This is a genomic window from Paraburkholderia sp. BCC1876, from assembly GCF_902833695.1.
Taxonomy (GTDB): domain Bacteria; phylum Pseudomonadota; class Gammaproteobacteria; order Burkholderiales; family Burkholderiaceae; genus Paraburkholderia.
On sequence record NZ_CADFGI010000007.1, the window covers coordinates 198178 to 214297 of the forward strand.

Genomic DNA, 16120 nt, shown 5'->3' on the forward strand with positions numbered 1-16120 from the left:
AGCTTTTAGATTTAAGTCCCGGCGCCCGCCGCCTGGTTGAAGGGTCCGCGGCGGGCTCCGTTGTCAACCTGCAATGCTGTCGTACCCGTAATACCCGCCCTGATAGCCCGAACCGAGGAACGCGCCTTCCTGCGGCACATCGGTCAGCAGCACCCCTCTGAGCCCGACCCCGCCGTTGCGCAGCCGCTTGGCCGTTTCGGCGATCTCGTTGAGCGGATGGCGGCCATGGCGCACCACCAGCAGCGTGGTGCCCGCGTGCTTGCCGATCAGCGTTGAGTCGGTCACCGCCAGCACCGGCGGCGTGTCGACGATCACGAGGTCGTAGTGCGATTTCAGTTCTTCGAGCATCGTTTCGAAACGCTTGCTCATCAGCAGTTCGGACGGATGCGACGGCAGCGTGCCCTTGGCGAGCACGTCGAGGCCCGGCAGCACGTCGCGCTGCACCATCGACATCAGATCGCCGCCGCTCAGCACGTCGGACAAACCAGGCTGATGGCCGATGCCGAAGTGCGAGTGCACGTCGCCGCGCCGCATATCGCCGTCGATAATCAGCACGCGCTTGTTCGCCGACGCCACCAGCGCCGCGAGATTCACGGACAGGAACGACTTGCCGGTATCGGGCCGCGAGCCGGTGATCATCACGACGTTGTTCTCGGCGTGATCGAGCGAGAGCTGCAACGAGGTGCGCAGATTGCGCACGCCTTCCACCGCGATATCTTCCGGCGCCTGTTGCGCGAGCACGTGCAGACCACGGCGGCGCAGCATGACGTTTTCCTGCAGACGCAACTGGGTCTGGCTGCGCGGCACGACCGCGAACACCGGTACGCCGAGCACCGCCTCGAGTTCGTCCGGGCGTTCCACGCCGCCGTACATCGCGCGCTTGAAGAAGGTCAGCAGAATGCCGAGCAGCAGGCCGCCGCCGAGCGCGATCAGAATCGCGATCACGCGCTTCGGCCGCACCGGTTCGTCAGGCGCTTCAGCGAAGTCCACCACGCGCACGCTACCGACCTGGCCGGCCTTGGCCACGCGCAATTGCTGCGCGCTGTTCAGCAGGTTGGTGTACAGCTCGGTGTCGACATGCACATCGCGCAACAGACGCAATGCGGTCTGCTCCGTGTCCGGCATCACCGCCACGCTGCGATTCATGTTGGCGGCTGCGCCTTGCAACGCGGCGATCTGTGCGTCGAGCGCGGCCACCGCCGGGTGATTCGCGGTGAAGCGTTGCGACATCTCAGCGCGTTGCTGTTGCAGATCCATCAACTTGGTCTTGTTGTCGACGATCTGCTGCAGCAGCAGACGGCTTTCTTCACCAAGGTCGACCGTGCCGTGCGTGTTGCGGAACTTGTTGTAGCGTTGCTCGGCGTCGTCGAGTTCCTTGCGCAAGCCCGGCAATTGCTGATCGAGGAAAGCCAGCATGTGCTCGGCTTCGGTCGAACGGCTCTCCACGTCCTGCTTGACGAATTCGCGCGCCATGCTGTTGACGATCGCGGCGGTCAGGCCGCTGTCGCCGCCTTCGAGACTCGCGCGGATGATGCCGGACTGCAGCGTGGTTTCCTGCACCACTAGCGCTTTCTGCAGGCGGTCCACCGTGCTCAGCGTCGACGCGCGCGTCAGTTCGTAACGCGAGCCGGGCGCGCCGACCAGCTTGTCGACGTGCAGCGCGATCGGGCCGTCGGCGGTATCGGTTTGCACCGTCTCGCCCACCTTGCCCGACAGGATCGCAATGCCGTTCTTGTCGCGCAGCACATATGAATTGTCGCTGCCGGCAATCAGCGTGAAGGTCGTGTCATACATCTCTTTCGAGGTGTCGAACTGCGACACCGTGATGCTCTCGTCACCCCATGCATAACCCGACAGGTTGATGAACTGCGGCAGCTTGAATCCCCACTGCCCGTTCACCAGCCCCGCGATCATGCCGCCGATCAGCGGCATGTAGCGCGGCGCGGCCGAAATGTCGAGGTGCAGCGTCTTGACGGTTTCTTCCGTGACGAGCCGCGACTTCAGCAACTCGATCTCGGCGGCGGTCGACGGTTTGGTGTCGAACATGCCGGTGAGCGGCGGCAACGAATCCTTGCCGTTCGCGTTGTTGTTCGCCGTCTTGTCCTCGACATGGAACAGCACATCCGCGCGATACGTCGGCGGCGCGAGGAAGGCGTACGCGCACCCCAGCGCGAGCGCGATCAGCGTCACCATCACGATCGTGCGCCAGCCGCGCACGATCGTTCGCAGATAGTCCGACAAGTGCAGCTCGTCCGGTCCGGACACGTCGGTGTAGCGATTTTCGAAGTTGATTGCCATTTTCTTCACCCAACAAAGCCCGGCGGTTCAAGGTCAATTTGTACGTTTTTTATTTCGCAAGGACAGCGCCCGTCACGGCCGCGTTGATCGCCGGCAGCAGCAGGTTCAGCACACGGTTGAAGCGGACCAGTCCGCCCTGGCCGACATACACGACGTCTTTCGGTTGCAGCTCGAACTGATTGGCGAGCAGCATCGACACCGGCGACGTGGCGTCGAGGTGATAGACCTGCGGCGAATCGCTCATCGAGTTACGGATCACGAACAACTGGCGAGCCGCCGCCGTGTTCGAATCGAAACTGCCGCTGTCGGAAATGGCTTGCGACAGTGTCAGCGAGCCGTTGCGCATGGGCAGAATGGTCGCGGGCTTGTTGACCTCGCCCATCACGTACACGCCGCTGTCTTCACGCGAGGCCACGCGCAGCATGTCGCCCGCTTGCAGATAGATGTCCGACGGATTGCGGCCGCGTTTGATCAGATCGTCCACATTGATCTGATAGGTGACGCCGTTGCGGATCAGATCAACGCGGCTGCGGTCCGCATTCGGGCTGAAGCCGCCACCCTGGCTGATCGCCATGGTCAGCGACATCGGAATGTCGTTGAGCGATTGCGCGCCAGGAGTGCGCACTTCGCCGTCCACGTAGACCTGCGCGTTACGGAACGAGGCGACCCGTACCGTCACTTCCGGCTTCTGATACACGTTGCTCAGACGGCGATGCAGTTCCTTCTGGATCGCCGCGACGTCCTTGCCGGCCACATGCACGGTCCCGGCGTACGGAAACTGCACGTCGCCGCTTTCGTCGATCAGAAAGCCGGGCGCGGCGTCCGTGGTCTTGGCGTTCTGCGCGGGTTGCCCGAGCGCGGCGGCCAGTTCCGGGTGATCCCACACGACGATCTGCAGCACGTCGCCCGGGCCGACCTTGTACGCGGTCGGCTTGCCGAACAGCGCCACGGTCTGAGGCGGCAGCGTCGTGGACGTCTGCATCGTGTTCATCTTGCGCAGCAGCGCGAGATTGATATCGGTGATCGGGATCTGCTGTTGCGCCGAGGGATCGGTGCTGTAATCCCCACCCGTGTCCTGAATGGCGGCCGGCGTGATCATCCGTTGGCCCGGAACGCTTCCGCATCCGGACAGCAGTGTTGCAGTAGCGAAAACCAGGAGACTTCCCGTGCGTATACCAAGCGAGCTCATGATGTTTCCTCCTTGCGCCACGGCGTTGGTCCTCAGAGGAGGTCGCGCCAAGCGTGCTTGTTAACTACTTCTTAGTAAGCGTTTCGATGCACCAGTCCGGCAACGATCGTCGCGCCGATGATCCGCATGTCGAGTGCGAACGACCAATGCCCCAGGTAATACAGGTCATGTTCGACGCGACGCTCCATCTTTTCGATGCGGTCCGTTTCGCCACGAAAACCATTGATCTGCGCCCAACCCGTAATGCCCGGTTTGATGCGGTAGCGATTGATGTAGCCGGCAACCACTTTCTGATAGAGGTCGTCGTGCTCGAGCGCATGGGGACGCGGTCCAACGACCGACATGTCGCCACGCAACACGTTAAAAAATTGCGGCAGTTCGTCGAGGCTCGTGCGGCGCAGGAAAGCGCCCACTCGCGTGACGCGTGCGTCATGGCGCGTGGCCTGGCTGATCGTGCCTTTGGCCTCGGTGTGCAGACGCATCGAGCGAAACTTGTAGATCGTGAAGACGCGGCCGTCGGCGCCCTTGCGCTTCTGCTTGAACAGCACCGGTCCGCGCGACGAGCATTTCACCGCGAGCGCGATCGCCAGCAGAATCGGCGCGAGACCGAGCAGCGCGCTGGCCGCGAACAGGCGGTCGAAGATTTCCTTCTTCAGCATGGAACTGGCCGAGAGCGGCGACGCCACCAGATTGATCGCCGGCACGCCGAGCAGATCGATCACGCCGCTGCCTTCGAACAGCGCGAGGCTGCGCACGTCCGGCATGAAGCGGATATTCACCAGGTCGTCGCGGAACTCGCCGATCAGCGAGCAGATCAGCGGCTCTTCGGTAAGCGAGAGCATCAGCCACAACTCGTGGACGTCGTTGGTGCGGATGTACTCGGCGAGCGCGTCGACCTTGTCGAACACCGGTACGCGCGCGGCGGTCACGGGCGCCACGTCCGGGCGCGTGTTGTACACGGCGGTCGCGCGAAAACCGGTGGTCGGCGCGGAGTCGATACGGCGCAGAATCGCGTCGCACTGCGAGCCGCTACCCACAATCGCGACCTGATGCAGATTCATGCCGGCGCCGCGCGCACGCGCCAGCGCGGCATGGGCGATCAGCCGGTAGGCGATCATCAGGCCGCCGGTCACCGCGGTCCAGTACGAGAACCACAAACGCGACACGAAGTCCGCGCGATGCAGCGAATACATCAGCACCAGTGCCGAGGCTTGCACCATCAGCCAGGCGAGCGAAACCTGACCGGCCAGTTGAAGCTTGGAGCGGCCGCGCCACGATTCATAGACCCCGAAAGCCGGGAAGATGGCCAGTGCGAACGCGGCGCAAAACATCACGAGCGCCCAATAGAACCCGGTTTGAGCGAGGTAATCGAAGCGGATCTGCGACGCGACCGCCGCCCCCGCCAACACCAACGCGACATCGAAAACTCGCGCGAGCAAATCCTGAAACTTGCGCATTTTGCTTACCTCGTTCCTGACGTTCTTGTTCGCGAATGAGTCCTGGCCTTATTGCTGACGAACGCTGCCGGATCGGGCGCTGGCCCGCCCGATTCCCCTGCGATGAGAAGACGCGGAACGACCCGCGTTTTCTCACGGGCAGCGGCCGTAGTTGTCGTTGAACCTCACAATGTCGTCCTCACCGAGATAGGTGCCGGACTGGACTTCAATGATTTCGAGCGGCACCTTGCCCGGGTTTTCGAGCCGGTGGCGGGTGCCGAGTGGAATGAAGGTCGATTCGTTTTCGCTCAGCAGGAACGTCTCTTCGCCACGCGTGACGAGCGCCGTGCCGCGCACCACGACCCAGTGTTCGGCGCGGTGGTGATGCAGTTGCAGCGACAGTTGCGCGCCCGGTGAGACGACGATGCGCTTGACCTGGAAGCGCTCGCCGTGATCGATCGAATCGTAGAAACCCCACGGGCGACGGACCTTGCGATGCGCGTCGGCTTCGGGCGCGTGCTGCGCCTTGATGCGCGACACCAGCCCCTTGACGTCCTGCACGTGCGAGCGGTCGACTACCAGCACGGCATCGGCGGTTTCGACCACCACGACGTTGGTGGTGCCGACGCAGGCGACCAGCCGGCCTTCGGAGTGCGCATAGCTCGACACCGCACCTTCGAACGTCACGCGACCGCGCCCGGCGTTGCCGTTGGCGTCTTTGTCCATCGCGGCCCAGACGGCGTCCCACGAACCGAGGTCGGACCAGCCCGCGTCGAGTTTGACGACGACGCCGGAGGGATTCGACGGTGCGGTTGTGCTGGCACTTGCGGTCGGGTTCGCGGCGATGTCGCTCACGTTCGAGCCGTCCGCCGATTCCGTTGCGGGCGCATCGGTCTCGGTCAGCCGTTCCATCACCGCGTAGTCGATCGAATCGGCCGGTGCGCTCAGAAACGCTTCCAGCAACGGACGGAAATACGCGCCGTCCGTCTTGCCGCCGGTGAAGGCGCGCTCGCACGCCGAATGCATGTCCGGCTGCAAACGCTTCAGCGTGTCGAGCCACACACTAGCCCGCACGATGAAGATGCCGCTGTTCCACCAGTAGGTTCCCGCCGCCACGTATTGCGCCGCGATTTCTTCCGCGGGCTTCTCGACGAAACCGTCGATCGCGTGGCTGCCGTCGCCCAATGCAGCGCCGATACGGATATAACCAAAGCCGGTATCGGGCCGCGTCGGCGGCACCCCCAGCGTGGCGATCGCGCCTTGCTCCGCGTAGCGCGCCGCGCTTTCCAGCGCGCCCTGCAACGCGGCGATATCCGCAATCGAATGATCCGCCGGCATCACGATCAGAATCGCGTCGTCGCCGTCCGCGCACGCAAGCGAGGCCGCCAAGGTCAACGCGGGCGCCGTATCGCGGCGCGCCGGTTCGACCACCAGCCGTGCTTCGACGCCGTTGGCGTGCAGTTGCTCGGCGATCACGAAGCGGTGTTCCTCACCGCACACGATGATCGGCGCAGCGTCGACCTTCCAGCCGGACGGAAAGCCGTTCATGCGACGCGCGGTGGCTTGCAGCAGCGAATCGGAACCGACCACGTCGATCAACTGCTTCGGATAGTTCTCGCGCGACACGGGCCACAGCCGCGTGCCCGAACCACCGGCGAGAATCACCGGGACGATGCGCGCACAGCGCGCTCCGGCCGCTTCGGTAACTGCACCGTTCGGCCCGGCCGACGCAGCGCTCACAACTCCCTGGGTCAACATAGTTCCAATCCTTATCGTTCTCTAAAATCGACGGAAATACTTTCCGCAGGCCACGCGACGCGCGGCCTTGTGGCTGGCCTTGTCTGCGCTATTCGCCGACCATGCGGCGGCTTTGAATCCGGAACTCGGTGGGAGAAATTCTCATCCGCTTGCGGAACACTTTCGCGAGGCGGTCACCGTTGCCCATGCCGGTGCGCCGCGCAATCTTGTCGACCGGCAATTCCGATTCGGTCAGCAGACTGCAGGTCACCGCAAGGCGTTCGTGCAACAGAAAACTCGAGGGCGTGATGCCCATTTCCATCTTGAAGCGACGTAGAAAGTTGCGTTCGCTCATCGCGGCGAATTGCGCGGCGTCGGCGATCGAAATGGACTGCTGGCAGTTTTCCTGCAGCCAGCGAGCCGCCGCGCGGACCTTGTCGCCGGGGCTCAGGCCGCCGTCTTCGCCGAGCAGCGGCGCGAGGTTCGAGCAGGAATCGGCGAGCAGGCGTTCGGCCACCGTGCGCGCCGCACCGCCGCCCAGATCGCGTTTGATCATGGCGAGCGCGCTGCGCATCGATTCGAGGCGGTCGCCGGCGTCGGCGTTGGGGTTTGCGTTGGTGCTGGCGTTCGTGCCGGATTCTGTTGGACGCGTGGTGGCCGATTGCTGGCCGAATTCGCCGCTCTCTTTGCCGTCGGGCAGGTAAGCGGCGTCGAGTAACGCGCGCCCTTCGGCGATCGGCCGGATCATGCCGGTGTTGCGGCGCACCCGGCGCAACCAGGCGATCAGGCGTTCGTCGCCGGCGGCAGCGAAGGCGCCTTTGCCACCCGCCACGTACAACGCATCGAAGCCGCCGTAATGCCTCGCGTCGAGCCCGTCGGTCCAGACCCGCAGCGCGGACGACGAAGTCACCATGCCGCCGTCGGCCGACAGGAACGACACGTCGTACAGCCAGCCGCCAGAGCCGGACGAAGCCAGTTCGTTCGCCACCTGAAACACCTCGGCAACGACGCCCGCGCCTTGCAGCGAACAGTCGTTGAACATCAGTATCGCGATGCGACGCATTCCCTTGTTCGGAGCGTGCACCCAGCGCAGCATTGCAGACTCGAGACTCGCGCAGGTCATAGTCATCCTCGTCATAAAACGGATCTACTTTTCACCTTGAACGGCCACACAGAGAGGCCGGCTCTGTGCAGTGCATCATAGTCACCGTAAATCAAGCATTTAGCCGCCATGACCGATAGAGCAGACATGTTGGCGTGCGAATGGGGTGACCAGCCAGTGATTTTCGGAACAATTCTTCCCGGTCCGAATTTTCAGCGAATTAATTGCCGATTCGACATATGAAAGAATTGGCGTTCTGCGAATGTTAATGCAAATAAAAACGCCATTTCGTTCGCCAGCACACATACGGCAACCACTCGAAATACCGAAGCTACAATTTATTTTCAACCGACATTTGACCGTTTTTAAGCCGTTTTTTCTTGTGATAAATGATAAGCGAGTACAATTTGCTTTGCTGCTTCAGCATTCACCTGCCTGACGCCAATTCGACTTTCTTCTGACGATACAAACAGGGAGCCGCATTAACGAAAAGCATCGCCTAATATAAGCACTTCACAGCGCTGCAAAATTATTTAATTGGTTGTTATTGGATCGGCTGAATATAAAAGCAACGATTAATGTTTCAAACGTGAAACACGGTAAAAAGACTGCTTTAACGAACCCGGCAATAGACGGGCCAATGGCGGAATGTGTCGGCTGCAAGACGGTAGATTTCCGCCAGGGGATTGCGGAAATACACTATGTTGTTTGCGCAACACCTCGACGCGCGAAGCCGGTCGAGGCGGGTTCGACCTGGTGCGCTAGCAGTCCGCCGACGAATTCGCGCACGAAGAACCAGACGGGGAACACATGTCGAACGGATGCGAAGATCGCGCGCGGCGAACGCTCGCCAGCGCCTGGGGCACTCATGGACGGGCCTTGCGTGCGGCTACCTCGATGGCGGCTGTCATGCTGTCTATGTTCTGCGCAGTGCAGTGCAGCGCGTCCGGCGCAGCGCCGGACGCCAACATCGCGAAGGCCGGGGAGAAAGCCGAGTTCAGCGCCGACGGCAGGAAGTGGGCCACGTGCGCGGCGGAAAACGGCGTCTGCCGATTCGGCGGCACGCGCGACGTGCTGTACGGCACGCCCGAACAGCACGTCGTGAAATCTTTTTCAGGCAGTGCCGACTGCAATAACGGCGTGTTCGGCGATCCGGCGCCCGGTGCCGACAAGCGCTGCGCGGTCGCGCTCACGGAGCGTCGCGCGGACGCGGCGGGCAGCAATGCGTCTGCTCCAGTCAGCGACCGAAGCACGACGCTGGCCAGCTCACCCGCCGTCGCGGCAACCGAACTGAAAGCGCCGCCCGGCCAGGGCCTGCGCTGTTCCGCGCCGACCTCGCAAGTCAGCACGACAGCCGACGGCGCATTGCTCGAAGCCGACACACCGAGCGACGGCACGCGCCTGTTCGCTGTCACGCGGCCGTTCGCGCTGGTGTTCGTCACGCGCCCGACGCAAGCCGACACGCTTGTCTGGCAGATGCGCGATAGCTGGAACGCCGTGCGCGCCAGCGGACGCTTCGCCGTGCCAGCGGGCGCGACGCTCTCTACACTGAGTTGCGCGTCCACGGTAGCCGGCTACTTCGCGGTCTCCGCGTCGCTGGAACGCGCGCATGGACAACTCGAATCGCGCGGCACGCGTCCCGCCGGTATCGCAACGTTCGGCGTGCTGCCCGACACCGCGTCCGCGCTGCCCGCAGTGCGCTTTCCCGCTGAAGATCTGCATCGCTTCGGCGGCCAGGGCACCGCCTATCTCGCGCCGGGACAGCATTGCTGCGACGGCGACGGCTACCGTCCGGTCTATACCGCGCTCGGCTTGTCGTGGGTCAACGACAACCGCAACTGGTACGTCGAAGAGCCGAAGCAAAGCGGCACGTTCAATGTCGCGACGAAACAGCTCACGCCGTTCTTTCAGCGCGGCGACATCATGCGGCTGATCCAGCTCGACGGCATTCCGGCGTGGGCGAGTCCGACCGGCAAAGAAACGCACAGCTACGCGCCGACGTCGCTCGCGCAAATGAAGGAATACATGACGCGCGTCGGCGCTGAATCGAACCGCGTACGCACGACCTATTTCCCGCAGCAGCGCGACAACTACTATCAGGTGACGTGGGAGCCGGACGCCGACGGCGGATTGCCGTGGCGCGACAGCGACGCAAATTTCATCGCCATGTATAAGGCGGTATGGGAAGGCATCCACCAGACCGATCCGCATGCGGTCGTGATGGGGCTCACGTATTCGTCGGTGCAGGGCAACGTCAAGTGGATGCGCCGTCTCGGACCGCAAGGCATTGGCCGCTATATGGACGGCATGTCGATTCACGGCTATTACGACATCGGCACGTCGCCGTCGCATCCGCCCGAACGCGTCGCCGACACCGGCAATCGGGGCACCGTGTCCGGCGCGCTGCCCGCCGCGATGCGCGCGCTGCGCCACGAGATGCGTTTGTATCTGAAGCCCGGCGCGCCGCTGTTCGTGACCGAGACCGGCATCAGCTACGACATCGGCGAGTCGTACGGCAAGAACACGCCCAGCGCGAACGTTTTGTACGCGCAGGCCGCGGTGGTGGCGCGCACGCATCTGATCCTGCTCGGCGAAGGCGCGGACATGAGCTATATCTTCTACCTCGCGGATATGCCGGACGCCGCGCCCGGCTACGGGATCTTCTTCGAACTCGATCATCCCTCCGGCGCCTACGGCCCGGCGCGGATCAGCCCGAAACCCGCCGCGCTCGCGGTGGCCGCGATGACGCGAATCATTGATGGCACCAGCACGCTCGGACCGCTCAAGGCCTTGCCCGAGGGCGTTTATGCGTATGCATTCCAGCGGCTCGGCGGCGGCAGGATCGTGACGGCCCTCTGGACCCACGACAACGACGCCTGGAACGCCAGGTCCGGGTTCGACGCGAACCGCAGCGTGGACTACCGGTTGCGGGTCGACGCGCCCGGCACCGCGGGCAACGTGAGCGCGTTCGACATGATGGGCAATGTGACCAGCTTGCCGTACCGCGACGGCGTGGTGAGTCTGAAACTGTCGCCCGCGCCGCTCTATGTGGTGTCCGGCAACGCGAGCGTATTCAAGGACGCGGTGACCACGCCGGAGGGCTACGTGGCGCGTTAGAGGCGCGATCCGATGGTAGTTCGTCGTGATATGACAGGGCCGATGATGATTGGCGCACACAGCATTCGCGCGGCCACGGGTTAGCATGAATCTCGATACGCAGAAGCGGACGCCTCGCTATGAACGGCCTTGCATGGACCTTGCTGGTGCTGGCTGCGATGGTCGGCGCGTTTCTGTTCGCGACGATCGGCGCGGTGTTGCTCGCGCTGTTCCTGGCGAGCGTGACGAGCCGGCTGACTAAAAACGATGAACATCGCGACTATTAGTGCTGGTGTGGTTGTGGCGACACGTTGACGACGCCTGGCGCCTGAGCCGTACTTAAGCGATGCCCAAACACCGCCCGTTTTGCCGGAGATCACATGCTGACCGAGATGGACTTTCTGGACATCGTCCGCCTGACGCCGCTGATCGCGATCGATCTGATCGTCAGCGACCACCAGGGCCGCGTGCTGATCGGTCATCGGCGCAACCGGCCGGCGCGCGGTACGTGGTTCGTGCCCGGCGGACGCATCCATAAAGACGAAACGCTCGACACCGCGTTCGCACGAATCGCCGACGCCGAACTGGGCATTGCCAGATTGAAGCGGTCGGGCGCGCGCTTCGAGGGCGTGTTCGAGCATCACTACAGCGACAACTTCGCCGACGAGCCCGACGTCTCGACTCACTACATCGTGCTGGCGTATGCGCTGACGCTCGCCAGCAGCGCGCCGATCGGGCGACCCGACCAGCACAGCGGTTATCTCTGGCTCACGCCAGCGGAATTGCTCACGCGCGCCGACGTCCACGAGAACACCAAGGCTTACTTCCGTTAGCCGATTCGCTGATTCGCTGATTTGCTGATTCGCCGTGCAAGCTTTCATCGAGCTGCGCGGTTCGACACCCGCGCTCGCCCACCCGCTCGCGAACTCCTCCCTACTGTGAGTTCGCCAACGCGCCACGCCATTCCGCTGAAGTATGATTGAGCCCTCCTTCAGGGCATCGAATCATTATGCGATCAACGGCAGCCAGGCTAGTTCGCGTTTCATCCTTTGCTTTGCTTGTGATTGTGTGGCTCACCGCGCTGCCGGGCGTCGCACGCGCGGCCGGTTGTAACGCCGGCACGCTGGTCACCGTAGTGGCCCATCTCGACGACGATCTGCTGTTCGTCGACCCCGCCATCGCCGAGCATCTCGACGCCGGCTGGTGCGTCACCACCGTGCATCTGATCGGCGGCGCCAACGGCGGCAACTTCGCTTATGTGCAAACGCGCGAACGTGCGTCGCGGCTTGCCTATGCACGCATGGCCGGCGTGCCGAACGACTGGATCGAGTCGAACGTGACGATCGCCGGCAAGCTGGTGCACCAGATGGTGCTGAAGGCGAAGCCTCAACTGCGCCTGCTCGAATTGCGTCTGCCCGGCGGTGGCGTGCGCGGCGGCCGCGTACCACTCGGCCTGTTGTGGGAGCAGCACGCCACGCTCTCCACCTACCCCATGAACGACAACGGCACCGTGCGCGTGCAATACGATCGCGACGGCTTGTCGGCCACACTGCAGGCGATCCTCGCGCAGGCGACGCTCATCTACACGCTCAATCCGGACACCGTGCCGTTCATCGAGCATCCCGATCATATTTACGCCGCGCGCATTACGCGGCACGTCGCGCAGACGCTCGGCAAAAGCGTGCCGATCGTCTATCACGTGACCTATCCCACCGGCGGCTGGCCCGCTAATCTCCCGAGCGCCGAAGTGCAGCGCAAGCGCGATATCGTCGCCAGCTATTTTTCGATCGACGGCAGCGAGTCGTCGCATGTGTTCGGCGAGTTTCAATGGGACGGCAACTGGATCGCGCGCCGCTATGCATTCGCCGATCGCAGCGATCGTCGCGTGGCGGATTTCCAGTCGCATCCGATCCAGCTTTTCAACGCGGCCGCAAGCGAATGCCTGACCTCGGTGGGATCCGGCCGCGCGCCGATACTTGCCGCCTGTAACGGCTCAACCGATCAGCAATGGCGCTGGGACCCGCTCAGTGCGTATCCCGGCAATTCACGCAATGCCGCGCTCGTCAGCGTGGCGACGTCGCAATGCATTGCGGAACGCGACGGCTATCTGACCAGCGAGACTTGCGATCAGTGGGACATCGCGCAACGCTGGACGCCGTGGGACTTCGGCCTCGTCTATACGCCCATGCGTCATTGTCTCGGCGAGACCGGCGGCAAGCTCACCATGCGCGGTTGTGCGGCGCTGACCACGCGCTTTCGCTGGGCGGCCACCCAGCACACGCAGGCGAACGATCTGCGGCTGGCGGGCGCAATGACGGGCGACGTGAGCGGCACCGGCGAGCAATCCGCTGTGTATGTGCAGCGCCAGCACGACGGCCCCGGCTTCAACGTCTACGCTGCGTCGCTCGCGAAAAGCGCACCGCCTGCGCTGTGGTACGCGAGCGCCGTGCCGTTCGATCCGCAAGCCACCGCGCCGAGTTGCGCGGGCAACGCGTTGTGCTTCGACAGCGTGCGCTTTCTGCTCGCCGATTTCGACGGCGACGGCCGCGCGGATCTGATGGTGATCACCGTACGTCAGGGCGGCACCGCGTTCTGGTTGCTGCGCAGTAACGGCAATCGCTTCGAAGCGCCGCGCCTGTGGCTACAAACCGGGCCCGAGTTCAAGCCGGAACTGACGCAGCAATATGTGGCCGCGGATTTCACCGGAACCGGTCGCGCCAGTGTGCTGATCGCGCAGAAGCGGGCCGATAGCGGACTCGATCTTTGGGTCGCCGCATCGCAACGCGCCACCGGGTCCGCACCGACGCTTTTCGCTCAGGCGAAAAACCTCGCGCAGAACGCCGATCTGCTAACGCTCAAGACATCGGGTTCACGTGCGTCGCTGGTGGCAATGGAAGAACGCGACGGCCGGCTTGCCGTCACGCCGATTGCCAACGACGGCACGCGCATGAACCTCGGCGAGCGCAAACCATTGCCCGCGAGTTTCATCCCCGGCTTCGTGAAGGTCGCGACCGGCGCAGTGCAGGGACCGGACAGCAACACGTTGATTCTGCTGACACCGCATCTCGACGGCTCGAACGACGACGCGTTGATCGACGTCGCCACCCTCGACATGGCGCAACCTGCAAGCGCACCGATCCACGCGGCAGCGTTGCACGGCATGTCGTGGTCGGATGTGTTTCCGGTGTTCGTGCGCGACCGGCATCATGCGGCGCTCGTGCTGTATCGGCGAGCTGACGCGACGCTGGGGAATTTCTATTTCACCGGCGGCGCACCGGCGCTGACGCTCTATCCGGCGGGACAAAATCTCGCGCTCGGCGCCGCGCAGGAATTGGGCGAATTGCCGGGACTGTTTTCGGAGACGCTGCGAATCGACCGCCTCGCGCAATAGCGCGGGCGGAACGATTCGACAGGATTCGGACGGGGACTAAAACAGAGTACAGGCAGAGTTCAGGCGGAGACTTGCAACGGCTGCACGAATTTGCGCGCGATCATCATATAGCGATCCGCCGTGTCGTGCAGCGTGTAGCCCGACAGTTGCCGATCGGCGCGCGGCATGTCGAGCGCATGCAGCAAGGCGCTGCCGTACGCATCGGGATCGGCGGTATCGACCAGACTCACGCTGCCGAATGCCGTCGCGAACCCGAACGAAGCAATCCGGTTCGCGACGACAGGAATACCCGAGGCCAGCGCTTCCAGAAAGCCAATACTCTGCGCCTCGAAGCGCGACGGCATCGCAAAGACGCGCGACGAACGCAGAATCGCGGCCACATCGGAGCGCGGCCCACACACCTGCACCTTGTCCTGCAAGCCGAGTTGCTCGACGAGCGACACCACCGCCGCGTGATAGCCGACATCTTCGACCACACCGCACAACAGCAGACGCGCAGCCGGTTCGGTTTGCAGCACGCGTTCGAAAGCGCGCACCGTATGCAGTTGGCTCTTGCAATCCATATAGCGGCCGAGCTGGACGATCTGTTTGGCCGGCACGTGCAAGGCGGGCGCCGGCGCGTCGCCGTATTCGGCGAACTGCGAGGCGTCCACGCCGTTGGGAATCACCACCATCGACGGATGCCGGCCGATCTCGCGCAGGTAGTCGTCGATATTTTGTTGCGACACGCCGATGATCGCCTGCGCGCGACGTGACAGCAGACGCTCGGCGCGCTTCAACGCGCCGTTCTCGAAGTCGTTGACGCCCGAATGCATCACCCACGCGATCGGCGTATGAACCGGCAGCAGGCGCACGTACATCGCGGCGAGCGTGGCATGCGCGACGATAAAGTCCGGCCGGAAACGACGCACCACGCGATACAGGTGCAGCAGCTTGCCGACCCGCCCATAGCGAACCTCGGGAAACATGCAGGTGACACCCGCCGCCTGCAGTTCGGCGCGGATATCCGCGAAGTCGGTCTGCTGCGGCAGCAGCGACGTCATACAGACTTCATGCCCGCCGCGCTGATGATGAATGGCGAGCCCTTTGACGAGTACTTCTGCCCCGGACAACCGCGGTGCGTGAACCAGTTGAAGAATTCTCACGATTGATCTCTCTGGATAACCGCCTATTTTGCGCAACGGATGAAGAAGCCGATCCCGCCAGGTTCGGGCCCCAAATGGCGCCTGCTTCCCACCATCTTTTATCTGGCGCGTTGCCGGTACGGAACGCGTCATGGTCTCGGTAAAACAGCGACAGATTCACTACACAATCCGAGTCGCGAAGAAACCTTACACCGAAGGTACAGCCCTTCTCCGCCATCTCCAAGGCTTTGCCCGCTATGCAATGAGCGCTAACGCCCATTTCTCTGCGGATTGGGCCCGCTCACTTGGTTAGGTATCCGTTCCATAGTTTTTCGACCCCATTTCAAAATGGCGGAAAAGCACTAGTTTCTCCTTACATAAGTTTTGATTGGATCAATGCAATTAGTACCGCGTATTTGTTCATACGTAACGACTCGTTACTTCTTTTAAACAGACGAGTCGGTATGGTGACGGTCGATTCTTCCCAATCGCTGCTTTATGTTACTTACAGAACAGTAAAAGCTTCATTGATCAGTGCAGCGAGTTCGCAAGCTGCGATCACTTGCGCTGTTCTGCGAAACGTCGGTTGTTTTCGTCGTACCTTCCCCCGGTCGCTCGATTCCGCCAGGCCAAACGTGACTCACGTCACGGTGGATTCGTACGACTTGAAATTCGCTGAAGAGAAACGTGTTTGGGGCCGACAACCCGGGAAGGCATCACCCTGGCGCAACCGGACAGTTGCGCACA

10 protein-coding genes are annotated in these 16120 nt (G+C 62.9%); 4 read left to right on the forward strand and 6 right to left on the reverse strand.

Going from position 1 to position 16120, the window contains the following annotated elements; all coding sequences use genetic code 11:
- Window positions 1–63: 63 nt before the first annotated feature.
- From HWY05_RS24755 to HWY05_RS24775, 5 genes are all read right to left on the reverse strand, one after another.
- Window positions 64–2298, reverse strand: a complete 2235-nt coding sequence (locus tag HWY05_RS24755; RefSeq protein WP_035552796.1) for a polysaccharide biosynthesis tyrosine autokinase — start codon at window positions 2296–2298, stop codon at window positions 64–66.
- 49 nt (window positions 2299–2347) lie between these two features.
- Window positions 2348–3487 carry a polysaccharide biosynthesis/export family protein gene (locus HWY05_RS24760; RefSeq protein ID WP_035552799.1) on the reverse strand — a complete coding sequence of 380 codons (1140 nt, stop codon included), beginning with the start codon at window positions 3485–3487 and terminating at the stop codon, window positions 2348–2350.
- A gap of 71 nt (window positions 3488–3558) precedes the next feature.
- On the reverse strand, window positions 3559–4944 hold the full coding sequence (locus HWY05_RS24765) for an undecaprenyl-phosphate glucose phosphotransferase (protein WP_035552800.1): 1386 nt from the start codon (window positions 4942–4944) through the stop codon (window positions 3559–3561).
- Between the two features lie 132 nt (window positions 4945–5076).
- Entirely contained in the window at window positions 5077–6681 is a 1605-nt protein-coding gene (locus HWY05_RS24770) for a sugar phosphate nucleotidyltransferase (protein ID WP_176059931.1), read from the reverse strand.
- Between the two features lie 88 nt (window positions 6682–6769).
- On the reverse strand, window positions 6770–7783 hold the full coding sequence (locus HWY05_RS24775; RefSeq protein ID WP_035552805.1) for a helix-turn-helix domain-containing protein: 1014 nt from the start codon (window positions 7781–7783) through the stop codon (window positions 6770–6772).
- Window positions 7784–8671: 888 nt separating this feature from the next.
- Here HWY05_RS24775 and HWY05_RS24780 point away from each other — a divergent pair.
- The 4 genes from HWY05_RS24780 (at window position 8672) to HWY05_RS24795 (ending at window position 14249) form a co-directional block, all read left to right on the forward strand.
- On the forward strand, window positions 8672–10879 hold the full coding sequence (locus HWY05_RS24780) for a hypothetical protein (protein ID WP_244146687.1): 2208 nt from the start codon (window positions 8672–8674) through the stop codon (window positions 10877–10879).
- A 119-nt stretch (window positions 10880–10998) separates the two neighbouring features.
- Window positions 10999–11145 (forward strand): hypothetical protein, encoded by a 147-nt coding sequence (locus HWY05_RS24785; RefSeq protein WP_176059933.1) that lies wholly within the window; start codon window positions 10999–11001, stop codon window positions 11143–11145.
- A gap of 93 nt (window positions 11146–11238) precedes the next feature.
- Window positions 11239–11691, forward strand: a complete 453-nt coding sequence (locus HWY05_RS24790; RefSeq protein WP_035552811.1) for a GDP-mannose mannosyl hydrolase — start codon at window positions 11239–11241, stop codon at window positions 11689–11691.
- 176 nt (window positions 11692–11867) lie between these two features.
- Window positions 11868–14249, forward strand: a complete 2382-nt coding sequence (locus HWY05_RS24795) for a PIG-L family deacetylase (RefSeq protein ID WP_176059934.1) — start codon at window positions 11868–11870, stop codon at window positions 14247–14249.
- Between the two features lie 59 nt (window positions 14250–14308).
- On the opposite strand, the gene HWY05_RS24800 is transcribed toward HWY05_RS24795, so the two are convergent.
- On the reverse strand, window positions 14309–15394 hold the full coding sequence (locus HWY05_RS24800; RefSeq protein WP_176059935.1) for a glycosyltransferase family 4 protein: 1086 nt from the start codon (window positions 15392–15394) through the stop codon (window positions 14309–14311).
- Between the last annotated feature and the right edge of the window lie 726 nt (window positions 15395–16120).

Bases quoted from the DNA above. Each gene is read 5' to 3' on its own strand.
- HWY05_RS24765 (WP_035552800.1), bottom strand. From the start codon at position 4,944: ATGCGCAAGTTTCAGGATTTGCTCGCGCGAGTTTTCGATGTCGCGTTG.
- HWY05_RS24780 (WP_244146687.1), top strand. From the start codon at position 8,672: ATGCTGTCTATGTTCTGCGCAGTGCAGTGCAGCGCGTCCGGCGCAGCG.
- HWY05_RS24775 (WP_035552805.1), bottom strand. From the start codon at position 7,783: ATGACCTGCGCGAGTCTCGAGTCTGCAATGCTGCGCTGGGTGCACGCT.
- HWY05_RS24785 (WP_176059933.1), top strand. From the start codon at position 10,999: ATGAACGGCCTTGCATGGACCTTGCTGGTGCTGGCTGCGATGGTCGGC.
- HWY05_RS24755 (WP_035552796.1), bottom strand. From the start codon at position 2,298: ATGGCAATCAACTTCGAAAATCGCTACACCGACGTGTCCGGACCGGAC.
- HWY05_RS24790 (WP_035552811.1), top strand. From the start codon at position 11,239: ATGCTGACCGAGATGGACTTTCTGGACATCGTCCGCCTGACGCCGCTG.
- HWY05_RS24760 (WP_035552799.1), bottom strand. From the start codon at position 3,487: ATGAGCTCGCTTGGTATACGCACGGGAAGTCTCCTGGTTTTCGCTACT.
- HWY05_RS24770 (WP_176059931.1), bottom strand. From the start codon at position 6,681: ATGTTGACCCAGGGAGTTGTGAGCGCTGCGTCGGCCGGGCCGAACGGT.
- HWY05_RS24795 (WP_176059934.1), top strand. From the start codon at position 11,868: ATGCGATCAACGGCAGCCAGGCTAGTTCGCGTTTCATCCTTTGCTTTG.